11 protein-coding genes are annotated in these 15,460 nt (G+C 31.8%); 7 read left to right on the top strand and 4 right to left on the bottom strand.

What is annotated here, in order from left to right:
- Window positions 1–30: 30 nt before the first annotated feature.
- Window positions 31–993 carry an electron transfer flavoprotein subunit alpha/FixB family protein gene (locus tag JAO71_RS05200; protein WP_028607323.1) on the bottom strand — a complete coding sequence of 321 codons (963 nt, stop codon included), beginning with the start codon at window positions 991–993 and terminating at the stop codon, window positions 31–33.
- Window positions 994–1,093: 100 nt separating this feature from the next.
- Complete coding sequence (locus JAO71_RS05205; RefSeq protein ID WP_028289542.1) at window positions 1,094–1,840, bottom strand: electron transfer flavoprotein subunit beta/FixA family protein; 747 nt, start codon at window positions 1,838–1,840, stop codon at window positions 1,094–1,096.
- A gap of 241 nt (window positions 1,841–2,081) precedes the next feature.
- Here JAO71_RS05205 and JAO71_RS05210 point away from each other — a divergent pair, with 241 nt between their 5' ends.
- The 5 genes from JAO71_RS05210 to JAO71_RS05230 all read left to right on the top strand — a co-directional run bounded on the left by JAO71_RS05210 (window position 2,082) and on the right by JAO71_RS05230 (window position 10,066).
- Entirely contained in the window at window positions 2,082–3,059 is a 978-nt protein-coding gene (locus tag JAO71_RS05210) for a pyruvate dehydrogenase complex E1 component subunit beta (protein WP_028289543.1), read from the top strand.
- Between the two features lie 79 nt (window positions 3,060–3,138).
- The gene (locus JAO71_RS05215; RefSeq protein ID WP_202999392.1) at window positions 3,139–5,640 is read left to right on the top strand and encodes a DUF5686 family protein; all 2,502 of its coding nucleotides are present in this window, start codon (window positions 3,139–3,141) and stop codon (window positions 5,638–5,640) included.
- A gap of 132 nt (window positions 5,641–5,772) precedes the next feature.
- A complete protein-coding gene (locus JAO71_RS05220) occupies window positions 5,773–6,300 on the top strand; it encodes an inorganic diphosphatase (protein ID WP_028289545.1) in 528 nt (175 codons plus the stop codon).
- A 266-nt stretch (window positions 6,301–6,566) separates the two neighbouring features.
- Entirely contained in the window at window positions 6,567–8,987 is a 2,421-nt protein-coding gene (locus tag JAO71_RS05225; protein WP_116824134.1) for a sodium-translocating pyrophosphatase, read from the top strand.
- 74 nt (window positions 8,988–9,061) lie between these two features.
- On the top strand, window positions 9,062–10,066 hold the full coding sequence (locus JAO71_RS05230; protein WP_028607326.1) for an App1 family protein: 1,005 nt from the start codon (window positions 9,062–9,064) through the stop codon (window positions 10,064–10,066).
- A 160-nt stretch (window positions 10,067–10,226) separates the two neighbouring features.
- On the opposite strand, the gene JAO71_RS05235 is transcribed toward JAO71_RS05230, so the two are convergent.
- Both JAO71_RS05235 and JAO71_RS05240 read right to left on the bottom strand, forming a co-directional pair.
- Window positions 10,227–10,841, bottom strand: coding sequence for a deoxynucleoside kinase (locus JAO71_RS05235; protein WP_028289548.1), 615 nt, complete (start codon window positions 10,839–10,841; stop codon window positions 10,227–10,229).
- Between the two features lie 2 nt (window positions 10,842–10,843).
- Window positions 10,844–11,623: a hypothetical protein gene (locus tag JAO71_RS05240; RefSeq protein WP_202999394.1), complete on the bottom strand. Its 780-nt coding sequence runs from the start codon at window positions 11,621–11,623 to the stop codon at window positions 10,844–10,846.
- Between the two features lie 152 nt (window positions 11,624–11,775).
- Here JAO71_RS05240 and JAO71_RS05245 point away from each other — a divergent pair, with 152 nt between their 5' ends.
- Both JAO71_RS05245 and JAO71_RS05250 read left to right on the top strand, forming a co-directional pair.
- Window positions 11,776–12,690, top strand: a complete 915-nt coding sequence (locus tag JAO71_RS05245; RefSeq protein ID WP_202999396.1) for a GLPGLI family protein — start codon at window positions 11,776–11,778, stop codon at window positions 12,688–12,690.
- Between the two features lie 28 nt (window positions 12,691–12,718).
- On the top strand, window positions 12,719–15,454 hold the full coding sequence (locus JAO71_RS05250; protein ID WP_202999398.1) for a TonB-dependent receptor: 2,736 nt from the start codon (window positions 12,719–12,721) through the stop codon (window positions 15,452–15,454).
- Window positions 15,455–15,460: the final 6 nt, after the last annotated feature.

The raw sequence follows: 15,460 nt of genomic DNA on the forward strand, positions 1-15,460 counted from the left end.
TTGTTAATAAGAACTTAAATTTACTAAAAATTATGCGTTTGCTGCTTTAAACGCTTTTAATTTTTCGATAAGTTGTGGTACAACCTCAAAAGCATCACCTACAACTCCGTAATCTGCTGCTTTAAAGAAAGGTGCTTCTGGATCTGTGTTAACAACTACTTTAACTTTAGAGGCATTAATACCTGCTAAGTGTTGTATTGCTCCAGAAATACCAATGGCTATATATAAGTTAGACGCTACAGGTTTTCCAGTTTGTCCTACGTGCTCACTGTGTGGTCTCCATCCTAAATCAGAAACTGGTTTAGAACAAGCTGTTGCAGCACCTAAAACGTCTGCTAATTCTTCAACCATTCCCCAGTTTTCTGGTCCTTTTAATCCACGACCTGCAGACACAACTATTTCAGCATCAGCAATAGTTACTTTGTCTGTTGCTTTGTCTACAGACTCTACAGTAACTCCTGATGTTGGTAAGCTAGGCGAGAAATCTTCTGCTGCAGCATCACCAGCAGTTTCTACCAATCCAAATGAGTTGTTAGATACTCCAACAATTTTCACATCTGTATCAATAGTTGTAAGGTTAAATGCTTTGTTAGTAAATGCAGTACGTTTTACTGTAAATGGAGCAGTAGAGCTTGGTGCTTCTACTACGTTTGAAGCATAACCTGCTTCTAGTCCAACTGATAAAATTGGAGCTAAATATTTACTGTCTGCACTTTGGCTAACAATAACTACTTTTGCGTCTTCATTTTTTGCTGCTTGAGCAATTGCAGAGGCATAAGATTTTGCATTAAAGTTATTTAATGAAGCGTCAGATATTTTTAATACCTTATTAACTCCATATTGTCCTAATTCTGAAACATCATTAGCGTTAACTGCAACAGCAGTAACAGTTGTTCCCATTTGGTCTGCAACTGCTTTGGCGTATGATGCAACTTCAAGAGCGGTTTTTTTAAACGCTCCGTTTTCTGATTCTGTATATACTAAAACTGACATATTTTTTTGTTTTGTCATCCTGAACTTGTTTCAGGATTTCATTAATATTTTGTTAACTTTTAAAGATTCCAAATCAAATTTGGGATGAATTAATTTTAAATTAAATCACTTTAGCTTCGTTATGTAATAAGCTAACTAACTCGTCTAAATTGTCTGGAGCAACTAATGTTACTGCACCTTTAGGAGCTGGTTTTTCAAATTTAACAGTAGTCGTTTCTACTGTAGCACCTGTTGGCTCAACAACTGTTAAAGGTTTTTTTCTAGCCATCATGATACCTCTCATGTTAGGTATACGTAAATCACTTTCTTCAACTAATCCCTTTTGACCTGCAATAACTAAAGGTAAAGTTGTGCTAACAGTTTCTTTTCCTCCATCAATTTCTCTTGTAGCTTTAGCATTTGTTCCGTCTAACTCTAAACTAATACAGTTAGTTACAAAATTAGCTTCAATCATTTCTGCAACCATACCAGGTACCATTCCACCATTGTAGTCTATAGATTCACGACCAGCAATGACTAAATCATAACTACCTTCTTTTACAACGTTTGCAATTTCTTTAGCAACTTGGTATCCATCTTTAGCTTCTGCATTTACTCTAATTGCAGTATCTGCTCCAATAGCTAATGCTTTACGTAATGTAGGTTCTGTTTCAGCACCTCCAACGTTAACTACATCTACAGATGCACCTTGTTTTTCTTTAAACCACATAGCACGAGTTAAACCAAATTCGTCATTTGGATTAATTACATATTGTACTCCTGTTGTGTCAAATTTTGAATCTCCATCTGTAAAATTAATTTTTGATGTCGTATCTGGCACATGACTAATACACACTAAAATTTTCATATTTATTCTGTTTTTATGAGTTCTTTTATGTTAGATTTAATCAACTATAACGATATAGTTAGTCTAACTTTTCTTTAAATTTCGATAAAATTTAAGATTATAAAAAGCTCTTAAATCTTACGGTTACGAAGATAATTATTTATTTCTTAAAAATACTATGCATGCATAGTAAATTTTAAATAATTCTTTAGTTAAAAGTTTTTCATTTATTGTTATTTTTGCTTTTCAAATTATTATTTAGATGAAGACAATTCAATTTAGAGAAGCTATTTGCGAAGCAATGAGCGAGGAAATGCGCAGAGATGAAAGCATTTTTTTAATGGGTGAAGAAGTAGCAGAATATAATGGTGCCTACAAAGCGTCAAAAGGTATGTTAGACGAGTTTGGTGCAAAACGTGTTATAGATACACCAATTGCAGAACTTGGTTTTGCAGGTATTGCTATTGGATCAACCATGACAGGTAACAGACCAATTGTAGAGTATATGACGTTTAACTTTTCATTGGTTGGTATAGATCAAATAATAAACAATGCAGCTAAAATTAGACAAATGTCTGGAGGACAATTTAATTGCCCAATAGTATTTAGAGGTCCTACAGCAAGTGCAGGTCAGTTAGCAGCAACACACTCTCAAGCTTTTGAAAATTGGTTTGCAAACACACCAGGTTTAAAAGTAGTTGTCCCATCTAATCCATATGATGCTAAAGGATTATTAAAATCTGCAATACGTGATAACGATCCAGTGATTTTTATGGAAAGTGAGCAGATGTATGGTGATAAAGGTGAAGTGCCAGAAGGTGAGTACACTATCCCATTAGGAGTTGCAGAAATTAAAAGAGAAGGAACAGATGTAACAATTGTATCGTTTGGTAAAATTATAAAGGAAGCTTATATCGCTGCAGATAAATTAGCAGAAGAAGGTATTTCTTGTGAGATTATAGACCTTCGTACGGTTCGTCCAATGGATAGAAAAGCTATTTTAGAGTCTGTTAAGAAAACGAATAGATTAATTGTGTTAGAAGAAGCTTGGCCTTTTGGTAATGTAGCAACTGAAATCACATATTTAGTACAAAGTGAAGCATTTGATTATTTGGATGCTCCTGTAGTAAAAATTAATACAGCAGATACACCTGCACCATACTCTCCAGTATTGTTAGCAGAATGGTTACCAGACCATAAAGATGTTATTGCAGCTGTAAAAAAAGTAATGTACAAATAAAAAATGTACATTTAGATATATCAAAAGCTTCATTAGCACGTTTTGTTGATGAAGCTTTTTTGTTTTTTAATCCCCAAATATGACTAGTAGACTTTTTTATTTTTGTTTTCTTATTGGTACCATTTGTACATTTGCACAAACTAAAGTTAGTGGACATGTCTACGATGAGAATAACCAACCAGTTTCCTTTGCAAATGTAGTGTTTAAAGGGAGTTCTGTTGGAGTAATAACCAACGAAGATGGACGTTTTTACATGGAAGATGATAATACTTGGGACACGTTACTAGTGTCTTTTATTAGTTTTGAAACCCAAGAAATTTCATTGGATAAAAAAGTAAACTATGATTTAAAAGTGGTTTTAAAAGAAGAAGTTGCAGCTCTTGATGAAGTTGTAATTGTTTCTGGTAAACAACCTAAAAAAAATAATCCTGCTATTGATATTTTAAGAAAAATTTGGGCTAATAAGCGTAGTAACGGATTAAAAAAATACAAACAATACCAATACGATAAATATGAGAAAGTAGAGTTTGACCTTAATACTATAGACAGTTCTTTAATAGAAAGTAAATTGTTTAAAGGTATGGAGTTTGTTTTTGAGCAAGTAGATACTTCAAGCGTTACAGGTAAAACCTATTTGCCCATGTTTATTAATGAGTCTTCAAGTCAAGTTTATGGAGATAACTTAATTAATCAAAAACGTGACGTTTTAAAAGGAAACAAAAATTCTGGTTTTAGTAATAACCAAATTATTATAGATTTTGTAGACGATTTGTATTCAGATTATGATGTCTACGATAACTATTTAAAGTTTTTTGACAAAAGCTTTACAAGTCCAATTTCTAGAACAGGGATCCAAACCTATAATTACGTTTTAGCAGACAGTAGTTACATAGACAATAAATGGTGTTACAACATTATTTATTATCCAAGACGTAAAAACGAACTAACTTTTAAAGGCGATTTTTGGGTTGCAGATACCACTTATGCAATTAAAGAAATTAACATGCAAGCCTCTAAAAGTGCTAATATAAACTGGGTAAAAGAAATTTATATAGAGCAAGAGTTTGAAGTGTTAAACGATTCAGTCTTTCTTATAAAACGTGATTATTTTATGAGTGATTTTGCTTTTAATAAAAAAGAAAAATCCAAAGGTATTTATGGAAAGCGTACAACCTTATATGATAATTATAAGTTTGATATCGAGAAAGACCCAAAATTTTACAAAGAAAAAGTATATAGTTTTGATCAAGATTTATACAATCAAGATGATAGCTTTTGGGAGAAAAGCAGAATGGAATCCTTAAATAAAGACGAAAAAGGAGTTTATGTCATGTTAGACTCGCTTAAAAATACCAAAAAGTTTAAACGTCTGTATAACTTAGGAAGTATTTTAGCATCTGGTTATATAGAGTTTCCTGATTTAAATTTAGATTATGGACCTATTTTTTCAACCTTTGGTTACAATGATGTTGAAGGTTTAAGACTTAGAGCTGGAGGACGTACCTATTTTGGACAAAACGATTTATGGCGAATTGAAGGATTTACAGCCTACGGATTTAGAGATAATAAATTTAAATATGGATTATCTGGTAAATGGTTATTAGATAAAAAAAGTCGTTTAATTATTTCTGGAGGTAATCGAAGAGATGTTGAGCAGATAGGAGCCAGTTTAACCACTAGTACAGATGTTTTAGGTCGAAGTTTAGCCAGTAGCTCTGTAGTTGGAACTGGGATTAATGATAAGTTAACAAATATAAATTTAAGTACATTATCAATCGAAGCTGAGCCCTTTAGAAACTTTATAACTCGTCTAAGTACAAGTTACAGGACGTTAGAGTCTGCATCGCAAACGTTTAGTTTGGATTATTACACAGACAATACCCAAACAACAACAGAGTCAGAAATTAAACAATACGAAACCTCAATGTCAATGTCCTTTTTTCCTAAAAGAGAAATGACAGGTTTTGGTGTAGAACGACGTACTAAAAATGATGATTTTGCAAGACTATTTGCACAAATAACCTTAGGAGATAAAAGTATTTTAAATAGTGATTTTGATTATACACGCTTACAGTTTTCTTACACACAACCTTGGTCTTTAGGTGGATTTGGACGCCTGTTTACTACCATTGAAGCAGGTAAGATTTTTGGAGAAGTGCCATTAGGATTGCTAAGTGTAGTACCTGGTAATCAAAGTTATTTTTCAATATATAACACATTTTCTAATTTAGATTTTTACGAGTTTGTAACCGATGAATATGCAACATTACACATAGAGCATAATTTTAATGGTCGTTTATTTTCCCGTATTCCATTTCTTAAAAAATATAATTTAAGAGCCATTGTTGGAGCAAGAGGTGTGATAGGAGATGTAAGTCAAGAAAATAGAGCTATTAATGCCTCTGGATTATTGTATAGAGCACCAAGTAAAGAAGCTTATTACGAGTATAGTGTTGGTGTAGGTAACATCTTTAAAGTGTTTAGAATAGATTTTAATTTTAGAGGAAACTATCTAAATCCAATAACTAATCCTGACGCCAGAAAATTTGGTGTTACAGGTAGTTTTGGATTTTATTTTTAACAATACCTAAAGTAGGCTATGTAAATCCGCAAAATTATCTTGTCAAAACCTTAAAAATCTCGTACTTTCGCAATCTGAAAAAGTTCAATTTGAAATATAATTTAGCTTAAATAAAACCAATATATAAAGTTTATGAGTCAAGAAGCAAATCTAACATTTGACGTATTAATAGAGATACCAAAAGGAAGCAGAAATAAATATGAATACGATTTTGAATTAAATAAAATCCGTTTTGATCGTATGTTATTTTCTTCAATGATGTATCCAGGAGATTACGGTTTTATACCAGAAACATTAGCATTAGATGGTGATCCATTAGATGTTTTAGTTTTAGGTCATGAACCAACATATCCAATGGTAGTAATGGAAGTTAGACCAATTGGTGTTTTCCATATGACAGACGAAAAAGGACCAGACGAAAAAATTATCTGTGTACCAGTTTCAGATCCAATCTGGAGTAATAATAATGATATTAGTGATTTAAATCCACATAGATTAAAAGAAATCGAACACTTCTTCAAAGTTTATAAAGATTTAGAAAAGAAAAAAGTAGATACAGGTGGATGGGGAAATGCTGAAGAAGCTGTAAAAATCTTTCACGAATGTGTTGATCGTTATGATAAAAGCGAACATAAAGATAAACGTACTTTTGCTATCTAATTAGTAAAAAATATAACATAATTTTAAAGCCTTTCACTTTATAAAGTGAAAGGCTTTTTTTATTGTTTCAATTAATAGTGTTGGTTGTGATATTTGTTGTTTGGTTTGATGATTAGTTAGTATTGTGCTTTTCTTGATGTGTTTTATTGATGATATCTTTATTTAATGGTTAAAAATATTAGATATTAATATTTTTGTTTTAATTGATTTTGTTACATTTACGAGAACTAAAAAACTATTAATACTAATTAATCAAAAAAACTTATATGGAATCAATGATGATATGGATGCCTATTGTTATGGCAATTTTAGGCTTAATTTATATGGTTGTCAAACAATCTTGGGTTATGAAGCAAGACGCTGGAGATGGAAAAATGAAAGAGATTTCAGATCATATCTACCAAGGTGCTTTAGCTTTTCTAAATGCCGAGTACAGATTGCTAGCTGTTTTTGTAGTTATAGTCAGTGTGCTATTAGCAGTGGTCGCTTATTTTGTGCCAACAACTAGTTATTTAATTGTAATAGCATTTATTTTTGGAGCTGTATTTTCTGCTTTCGCAGGAAATATTGGAATGAAAATAGCAACTAAAACAAATGTTAGAACAACTCAAGCTGCTAAAACTAGTTTACCAAAAGCCTTAAATATCTCTTTTGGTGGAGGTACAGTTATGGGACTTGGTGTTGCTGGACTTGCAGTGTTAGGTTTAACAGCTTTTTTTATTGTGTTTTATAAGTTTGTGTTTATGCCTGAGGGTTGGACCAATACTGATGATATGACTTTAGTCCTAGAAACTTTAGCTGGTTTCTCATTAGGAGCAGAATCTATTGCATTATTTGCACGTGTTGGTGGTGGTATTTATACTAAAGCTGCAGATGTTGGTGCAGATTTAGTTGGTAAAGTAGAAGCAGGAATTCCAGAGGATGATCCTAGAAATCCAGCAACTATTGCAGATAATGTTGGAGATAATGTTGGTGATGTTGCTGGTATGGGAGCCGATTTATTTGGTTCGTATGTTGCAACAGTATTAGCAGCAATGGTTTTAGGTAATTATGTTATAAAAGATATGGGAGGAAATATAGCTGATGCATTTGGTGGTATTGGTCCTATTTTGCTGCCTATGGCAATAGCTGGAGCAGGTATTATTATTTCAATAATTGGTACTGTTTTAGTAAAAATTAAAAGTAATGATGCTAAAGAAGCTCAAGTTATGGGAGCTTTAAACTTAGGTAACTGGGTGTCAATTGCATTAGTTGCAGCAGCTTGTTTTGGATTAGTAACTTGGATGCTTCCCGAGACTATGCAAATGAAATTTTTTGGTGAAGGTACTCTAGAAATTTCTTCGATGCGTGTCTTTTATGCAACCTTAGTTGGATTATTTGTTGGTGCAGTGATTTCTTCTGTAACCGAGTATTATACTGGCTTAGGTAAAAAGCCAATCTTAAAAATTGTACAACAATCTAGTACAGGAGCAGGAACAAATATTATTGCAGGATTAGCAACAGGTATGATTTCTACTTTTCCTTCTGTATTGCTATTTGCAGGAGCAATTTGGTCCTCTTATGCTTTAGCAGGATTTTATGGTGTCGCTTTAGCAGCATCTGCTATGATGGCTACTACAGCTATGCAATTAGCAATTGATGCTTTTGGACCAATTTCTGATAATGCAGGTGGAATTGCAGAAATGAGCGAGCAAGACCCTATCGTTAGAGAGCGTACAGATATATTAGATTCGGTTGGAAATACAACTGCAGCTACAGGTAAAGGATTTGCTATTGCCTCTGCAGCATTAACCTCATTAGCACTATTTGCAGCTTATGTAACCTTTACAGGTATTGATGGAATTAATATTTTTAAAGCACCTGTTTTAGCAATGTTATTTGTAGGAGGTATGGTACCAGTTGTATTTTCAGCTTTAGCTATGAATGCAGTTGGTAAAGCAGCTATGGAGATGGTACAAGAAGTCCGTCGTCAGTTTAAAGATATTCCTGGTATTATGGAAGGTACAGGTAAGCCAGAATACGATAAATGTGTAGCAATATCTACACAAGCGTCTTTAAAAGAAATGATGTTGCCTGGTTTATTAACTATCGGATTTCCTTTGGTTATTGCTTTTGTACCAATGTTATTTGGAATGAATCCTATGGCTATAGCCGAAATGTTAGGAGGTTATATGGCAGGTGTAACTGTGTCTGGTGTTTTATGGGCAATTTTTCAAAATAATGCTGGTGGAGCATGGGACAATGCTAAAAAGTCTTTTGAAGCTGGTGTAGAAATTAATGGCGAAATGACCTTTAAAGGAAGTGATGCGCATAAAGCAGCAGTAACAGGAGATACTGTTGGTGACCCGTTTAAGGATACTTCAGGTCCATCTATGAATATATTGATTAAATTAACCTGTTTAATAGGTTTAGTAATTGCTCCAATTTTAGGAGGTCATACAGAAACTGGTGTCGCTAATACCAAAGAAATTACTATTGAAAAGGAAATGAAGATTGAAAATAATACAGCTGTAGCTACAATAGTTTATACTGTAATTGAAAACGGAAAAGTGGTAACTAAAGAGGAGACTTTTGAAGGTTCTAAGTTAGATGTAGAAGCAAAAATTAAGGACTTTGAAAAAGATAATAATCAAGCCAATGAAGCCAATAAAAAAATAATTCAGAACGTAAATATTACAAAAGGTTAATCTGTCCTTTAAAATTAAAAATTTTAAACCTGCTAATTTGATTAGCAGGTTTTTTTTGTATTATATTTGAGGTAATGAGTTGGTTTAGGAAAGATCCGTTACAAATTATTTCGTTTTTAAGTTATGGTACGTCAAACCATTTCTATCATCGTGGACGTGCGTTAGAGGATGAGACTATTGATTTAGATCAAAAAAGTTTGTATAATCTTATTTTAAATACGTGGAAAAGATTTGAAACAGACGAAATCAAAAATACTAAGTTAAAGGTGACTTTACCTAATAATAAGGTGTTTTATGTCCAAACTGATAAAGATGGTTATTATAAAATTGAAGAAAATATTGATGGATTGGAGCTATTAATTAATAGTGAAGGTTGGTTAAATTTTGAAGTATCTTACAGTGAGCCATCTATAAAGAGGACCATTCAAAATAAAAATAAATTCCCAGCCGAGTTATTAATACCAAAATTAGATTCTGATTTTGCTGTGATTAGTGATATTGATGATACAATATTACACACAGGTGTTGTATCTATTTTAAAATGGCGTGTATTATATAATACGTTTTTAAAACATGCCCAAAATAGAATTCCGTTAGAAGGTGCTGCAGATTTTTATCACTTATTACATAAAGGTCCAAGTGGTAATAAGGCTAATCCTATTTTTTATGTTAGCCACAGTCCTTGGAATTTGTATCGCTATTTAGAGTTTTTTTTAAGAACTAATAATTTTCCTAAAGGTCCTATTTTACTTAGAAGTTTTAAAACCATTTTTAAAAAAAAGTCTTCGACTTGTAAGCCAGATAAGCAGTTGGAGATTGAAAATATTTTGAAAACTTATCCTGATTTACCTGTTATTTTGGTTGGTGATAGTGGAGAGCACGATCCTGATATTTACTTAAAATTAGTAAATACGTATCCTAATAGGATTAAGGCTGTGTATTTAAGAAGTGTGGATGATAAGCGTAAGACTAAACGTGTTAAGGACTTGTTGTCTAATTATAAAGACACACCTGTGTTATTAGTTAACTCTAGCAAAGAGGCTATTATACATGCTAAAAGTCATGGGCTTATCAAGTAAGCCTGCGTTAGTGATAGTAGTGGCATCCTTTTTTATATTGTTTTACTGTTTTATGAATTATGAGCAAAATAGTTATAAAACAAATAAAAAAGATATAACGGATAGCACGACGTTTATACTGAACTAAATTCAGGATAAAGGTAACGCCCAAATTATTTTTTTAGAACAAGCCGTTTATTTCGGCGTCTATTTTATTAATTATAAATCCTAAGTCTTCAGGATTTGCCACAAAGTCCATATTGTCTACATCTATTACTAATAGGTTGCCTTTATTGTAACCATGTATCCAAGCTTCGTAACGCTCATTAAGCCTGCTTAAATAGTCGATGCTTATTGAGTTTTCATAGTCACGTCCACGTTTATGTATTTGAGAGACTAAATTTGGAATGGAGCTTCGTAAGTAGATTAGTAAGTCTGGTCCTGCAACAAAACCTTCCATTAGCTCAAAAAGGGATTTGTAGTTTTCAAAATCACGGTTGGTCATCAAGCCCATCGCATGTAAGTTAGGTGCAAAAATGTGTGCATCTTCATAAATGGTTCGGTCTTGAATAATATCTTTTCCGCTTTCGCGAATTTGTGATACTTGTCTAAAACGACTATTTAAAAAGTAAACTTGTAGATTAAAGCTCCAACGCTCCATTTGATTGTAAAAATCGTCAAGATATGGGTTGTCTACAACGTCTTCTAACTGAGCTTCCCAATTAAAATGTTTGGCTAATAAATTTGTAAGCGTTGTTTTTCCTGCTCCTATGTTTCCTGCTATGGCAACGTGCATGATTAGTCTATTTTAAATTGGTATTGATAAAGTGTTTTGCGACTGTAAATATACAGGATTTGATTGGTTACAGAAAACTGACTTATTAACATATTTGGTAATGCCATGGAAGACAGAGACTTGGTTTTGTGATTATAATAAATTAATCCATTTTCTTTTTTTATTACTAGATCTTCATTGTTTACTTTTACGCTTAAATAGTTGTCATTTTTTATTTTATAAACCAAACTTCCAAAATAATTATAGCAGTACAGGTAGTTTTGTGTAAGTAACCAACAGTAATTATAGCTGCTGGTTATGCCTAAAACTTTTGAGGTTATTGGTATGGTTTTATAACGCGTAGTTTGTGTTTTGTAATCATATAGCTCCAAATACTGAAAATCTTGATTAAATAACCAAAGCGTATTGTCAAAACCTGTTGTTATGTGTGAAATATTTTTATAACTATCTAATGCGTTAAAGTCTATTTTAAATATTTCGGTTAACCTATTATCTAAAATAACTACTGTATTAAGATCTGCATAAAAAGCATTAATTTTTAATGGATTAAAAGTGTGTACACTGGTAATGTTTCCTAACTGAATACTACTGTAATTATAAGTGTTGTTTTTACTTTTTTTAATTAAAATATTGTCTTTAATGATGTAAAGATTGTCAAAATTATTTTTAGCTATAAAAAGGTCTGCATTTATACTATCTTTTTGTATTAGTTGTGTGGTTATTGGTTGTTGCGCCAATAATGAAACTGATATAAAATAAATAGTGATTAGGATATATTTCATGAATTACCAATGTACAAAAAGTAATCCAAAATGTAACAAGTTAATATTTAAGTCTACAAATTTAATTATTAGCATTTTTTTAACATTTAATAATTAAACTATTAAGATTCTATAAGGTCTTAACATAGTATTAATACAATAAACATATAATAATGAGATTAAAATCTACCTTTAAAAGCCTAACTATTGCATTGGTTATGGTTATTACCGCTAATAGCTTTGCTCAAGATAGTTTTCAGGGTCAAGCTATATACATGTCAAAAACTACTGTAGATATGGAAAGTTTTGGTGGTCGTGATATGAGTCCTGAACGTAAAAAGGCAATCACAGAGCGTATGAAAAGTATGCTTGAAAAAACATTTATTTTAGATTTTAATAAAACCGAATCAACATATAAAGAAGATGAAGCTTTAGAGTCGCCAGGTGGTGGACGTGGTTTTAGATTTGGAGGAATGACCTCTGCTGGAACTGTTTACAAAAACGTTAAAGACAATCAATTATTACAAGATCAGGAGTTTTTTGGAAAACAATTTTTAATCAAAGATAGTCTTACAACTTTTGAATGGAAAATGAGTGGTGAGTCTAAGCAAATTGGACAATATACATGTTTTAAAGCTACAGCAACAAAAAAAGTTGATGCTGCTGATTGGACGAATATGAGACGTAGAGGAGGAAAAGATGGAAGACAAGATAATGATAAAAAAGATACAGCTGAAGCTAAACAAGATAGTACAAAGGTAAAAGGAGATAAAGATCCTTTTGAAAATATTGAAATACCTGAAGAAGTAGAGGTTACTGCTTGGTATACTATGAGTATTCCAGTAAATAGTGGGCCAGGCGAATATTGGGGATTGCCAGGTTTAATTTTAGAGGTTAACTCTGGACGTACAACAATTTTGTGTACCAAAATTGTGTTAAATCCAGCAGATAAAGATGAAATTAAAAAACCAACTAAGGGTAAAGAAATCTCTCAAGAAGATTATCAAGCTACTGTTAAAAAGAAAATGGAAGAAATGCGCGAAATGTTTAGATCAAGAGGAGGTCGTGGTGGACGTGGTCGTAATTAATTTTTAAATAAACCAATCAAAAAAACTTATGAAACACATATTTACACTACTACTTTTATTAGTGGTTACAACTTCTTTTGCTCAAGTTAAATTTGAGGGAGTTGTCAAAGATAGTTTAGGTGTTGGTTTAGAGCTGGCCAATGTGGTTGCTATAAATCAAGAAACTAAGGCTTTAGAAGCTTATGCTATTACTAATGATAAAGGTCGATATAAATTAAATTTAGATGTCAATTCGGCTTATAGTATTCAGGTTAGTTATATAGGAATGCAACAAATTTCTGAAACTATTAATACTAAAGAAGTTGATATAACTAAAAATTATACGATGTCTATAGATAATAGTTTAGATGAAGTTGAAATCACCTATGAAATGCCAGTAACCATAAGTGGAGACACAATTACTTACAATGCAGATTCTTTTAAAAACGGAACAGAAAGAAAACTTGGTGATGTACTAGAAAAAATGCCAGGAGTAGAAATTAATGATGATGGTGAAGTAGAGGTCGAAGGTAAAGCTGTTGGTAAAGTCATGATTGATGGTAAAGAGTTTTTTGATGGAGATACTAAATTAGCGACCAAAAATATTCCTGCTAATGCAATAGATAAAGTGCAAGTTTTGAAAAATTATAGTGAAGTTGGACAGCTTAGTGGTGTAACTAACAATCAAGATAATATTGCAATAAATATTAAATTAAAAGAAGGAAAGAAAAACTTCTGGTTCGGAACTGTTACAGGTGGTTTAGGAGATTCAAAATCAGGTGAATTATATTTATTTCAACCTAAATTATTTTATTATAGTCCAGCAAAAAGTATCAATTTTATTGGTGACTTAAATAATATTGGTGAGTTAGCTTTATCACGTCGTGATATGTTTAATTTTTCAGGTGGCTTCCAACAACCTAGTCAGCAAAGTGGTACCAATATTAGTTTAGGAAGTAACGATTTAGGGTTTAGACAATTACAAAACAATCAAGCTAAAAGTATTGATACAAAATTTGCAGCTGCTAACTTTAGCTTTTCACCTAAAAGCACTTTGGATTTAAGCGGATTTGCAATATTAGCAAGTAGCAGAATAGAGTTGCAAGAAAATAGCTCGGTATTTTACACAGATCAATCTTTAGATATTCCGGATGAAAATACGTCTAGTAATACCAAACAAAAAAGTGATTTAGGGTTGTTTAAATTTAGTGCAAAATATAAGCCCAATCCTAATAATCAGTTAGATTATGATATACTTGGAAGAGTGTCTAAAGACGAACAGTTAAACGGAACCTTTTCTAGTGTTATTGGACAAATTGATCAAAACGAAGAGACAACTCCCTTTAAAATAAATCAAAACTTGAATTATTATTATACCATGGATGAGGATAATATTTTTGCACTTTCTGTTCAACATTTATTACAAGATGAAGATCCTTTTTATAATGCTATTCTACAAAATAATCCTTTAAATAATAATGATGCTGATAATGATCCTTTTGATGATACAGCTCAAGACTTAGGATTAGATGGTACACAAGTAACATATGATGTTAATCAAGAAAAGCGTGTAAAGACAAACCAATTAGATGCTAAAGTAGATTATTGGAATATTTTAAATAAGAAAAGCGATATTAATTTTACTGTCGGAACTATATATAGTAATCAGCAATTTGATTCTAATTTATTTCAGACTTTAGATGATGGAAGCGATTTAGAAACAGACACAACACTAGAAGGTTTGTCAGACGAGAATGATATTAAATATACTTTTAGTGATGTTTATTTAGGTGCACATTACCGTATTAAAACTGGTAAATTTACAATAAGTCCAGGTGTATCAGCACATGCATATAGTGCAGTTAATAAACAATTTGGAACAAAAACTACGGATAACTTTTTTAGAGTTTTACCAGATTTAAATGTACGTGTACAGTTAAAAGGTAGCGAAACTTTAAATTTAACTTATAAAATGCAAACTCAGTTTACAGATGTTAATCAATTTGCTGAAGCAGTAGTGTTAAATAGTTATAATTCGACGTTTGCAGGTAATCCTGATTTAGAAAGTTCTTTATCTCATAATGTCAACTTAAGTTATTTTAGTTTTAATATGTTTAATTATACTAATGTTTTTGCATTTGTTAATTATAGTAAAAACATTGATAATATTAGAAACGTATCAGAGTTTCAACCAGGATCTGTTATTAGAATAAGTACTCCATTTAACTCTGGTTTAGAAGATGAAAGTTTAAATGTTAGTGGACGTTTTCAAAGACGATTTGGAAAACTTCAAGCTAGTGCAAGAGGGACTTTTGGTTATACAAAATTTAGTCAATTTATAAATGAAGAAATTTCGGTTAATCAAAATTACACACAAAGTTATACTGCACAATTACGTTCTAACTTTAACAATGCACCAAATTTTGAGTTGAGTTACCGTTATGGTTTAACTAATAGTGATCAAGGAGATCGTACAACTAAAATTTATACCAACGCACCTTCAGCTGAGTTTGATGCTTTAATTTTTAAAACGTTTACTTTTAAAACAGATTATACGTATAGTCGTCAAACTATTGATGGAGATAGTAATGGTTTTGGTCTATGGAATGCAAACTTAGCATATAGAAAAAGTAGTGATAGTAAATGGGAATATGAGCTTAAAGCAACTAACCTTTTAGATACAGCTTCAAGAATACAAAATAGTAATGGAGCCTTATCTGTAAGTACAAGCGAGTATTTTATACAGCCTAGATTTGTAACAGCAAGATTTATTTACAATCTATAAATTGAT

Source organism: Olleya sediminilitoris, from assembly GCF_016785945.1.
Classification (GTDB): domain Bacteria; phylum Bacteroidota; class Bacteroidia; order Flavobacteriales; family Flavobacteriaceae; genus Olleya; species Olleya sediminilitoris.

Bases quoted from the DNA above. Each gene is read 5' to 3' on its own strand.
- JAO71_RS05205 (WP_028289542.1), bottom strand. From the start codon at position 1,840: ATGAAAATTTTAGTGTGTATTAGTCATGTGCCAGATACGACATCAAAA.
- JAO71_RS05235 (WP_028289548.1), bottom strand. From the start codon at position 10,841: ATGCACGTTGCCATAGCAGGAAACATAGGAGCAGGAAAAACAACGCTT.
- JAO71_RS05230 (WP_028607326.1), top strand. From the start codon at position 9,062: ATGAGTTGGTTTAGGAAAGATCCGTTACAAATTATTTCGTTTTTAAGT.
- JAO71_RS05210 (WP_028289543.1), top strand. From the start codon at position 2,082: ATGAAGACAATTCAATTTAGAGAAGCTATTTGCGAAGCAATGAGCGAG.
- JAO71_RS05225 (WP_116824134.1), top strand. From the start codon at position 6,567: ATGGAATCAATGATGATATGGATGCCTATTGTTATGGCAATTTTAGGC.
- JAO71_RS05200 (WP_028607323.1), bottom strand. From the start codon at position 993: ATGTCAGTTTTAGTATATACAGAATCAGAAAACGGAGCGTTTAAAAAA.
- JAO71_RS05220 (WP_028289545.1), top strand. From the start codon at position 5,773: ATGAGTCAAGAAGCAAATCTAACATTTGACGTATTAATAGAGATACCA.
- JAO71_RS05215 (WP_202999392.1), top strand. From the start codon at position 3,139: ATGACTAGTAGACTTTTTTATTTTTGTTTTCTTATTGGTACCATTTGT.
- JAO71_RS05245 (WP_202999396.1), top strand. From the start codon at position 11,776: ATGAGATTAAAATCTACCTTTAAAAGCCTAACTATTGCATTGGTTATG.
- JAO71_RS05250 (WP_202999398.1), top strand. From the start codon at position 12,719: ATGAAACACATATTTACACTACTACTTTTATTAGTGGTTACAACTTCT.
- JAO71_RS05240 (WP_202999394.1), bottom strand. From the start codon at position 11,623: ATGAAATATATCCTAATCACTATTTATTTTATATCAGTTTCATTATTG.